Raw genomic sequence first — 1,281 nt, 5'->3', positions numbered from 1 at the left:
TGGAGGAGACCGGGTACCTGACCTCGACCACGGCGATGGAGCTGACCGAACTCCCTGAGTCCCTGCTCGTGCTCGGCGGCGGCTACGTCGCCCTGGAGCAGGCGCAGCTGTTCGCCCGGCTCGGCTCCCAGGTCACCGTGCTGGCCCGGTCCCGGCTCGCGTCGAAGGAGGAGCCGGAGGTGTCCAGGACGCTGCAGGAGGTGTTCGCCGACGAGGGCATCCGGGTGGTCCGCCGCGCGCTGCCGACGCGGGTGTCCCGCGACGCCGCGACCGGGCAGGCCGTCGTCACCGCGGACGTCGCCGGCGGCCGGGAGGAGTTCCGCGCCGACCAGGTGCTCCTCGCCCTCGGACGACGACCGGTCACCGACGGCCTGAACCTCGATGCGGTCGGGGTGAATACCGGAGACTCCGGCGAGGTGGTCGTCTCCGACCGGCTGCGGTCCTCGAACCCGCGGATCTGGGCCGCGGGCGACGTGACCGGGCACCCCGAGTTCGTCTACGTCGCCGCCCACCACGGCACCCTCGTCGCCGAGAACGCGTTCGCCGACGCCGATCGTGCCGTCGACTATTCCCGCCTGCCGCGGGTGACGTTCACCGGGCCCGCGATCGGAGCGGTCGGGATGACCGAGAAGGAAGTGCTTGCTGCGGGGATCCGCTGCGATTGCCGCGTCCTGCCGCTGCACCACGTGCCCCGCGCGCTGGTCAACCGCGACACCCGCGGGTTCATCAAGATCGTCGTGAACGCCGACACGAACGAGATCCTCGGCCTGACCGCCGTCGCCAAGGACGCCGGAGAGCTCGCCGCCGCCGGTGTCCACGTGCTCGGCAAGACCGTCGCCGAGATCGCCGACGCCTGGGCTCCCTACCTGACGATGGCCGAGGGCATCCGGATCGCCGCGAAGGCCTTCACCACCGACCCGTCGCTGCTGTCGTGCTGCGCATGAACGGCAACGCAGGCAATCGGGGAGATCTCATCCTGAAGCAGACGATGAGCGCCGATCAGGACCGCGACGAACGGCGCGCCGGTCCCGTCGTCGCTGCAGGGACCGGACTGCTCTTGCTGGCATGCTGCGCGCTTCCGTTGCTGCTCTGTTGCGGCCTGCCGCTCATCGCGGCGGGCGGAGCACTCGCGGGCGTCGGTGGGCTCCTCGGTAACCCCTGGATCATCGGTGCCGGGATCGCCGTCGTGATGGCCGTCACGGCGGGGATGCTCGTCAGGTTAGGGCGGCGGCACCGAGGCCGCAGGACCGGCTGCTGCGAAAATCCTTCGACCGCTGATCG

Annotated in this window: 2 protein-coding genes; both read left to right on the top strand. The window is 71.0% G+C overall.

The window, feature by feature from the left end; genetic code table 11:
* The coding region (locus HMPREF3162_RS06865; RefSeq protein ID WP_070777419.1) for an FAD-dependent oxidoreductase at positions 1-944 on the top strand (944 nt) is incomplete at its 5' end.
* Positions 941-1,281 (top strand): hypothetical protein (locus HMPREF3162_RS06860; RefSeq protein ID WP_141759558.1); only part of this gene is annotated, 341 nt, incomplete at its 3' end. The genes HMPREF3162_RS06865 and HMPREF3162_RS06860, both read left to right, overlap by 4 nt.

It is taken from the genome of Brevibacterium sp. HMSC07C04, assembly GCF_001815905.1.
Classification (GTDB): domain Bacteria; phylum Actinomycetota; class Actinomycetes; order Actinomycetales; family Brevibacteriaceae; genus Brevibacterium.
The sequence above is the reverse complement of the archived record's forward strand: the minus strand, read 5'-3'. Positions and strand labels throughout refer to the sequence as shown.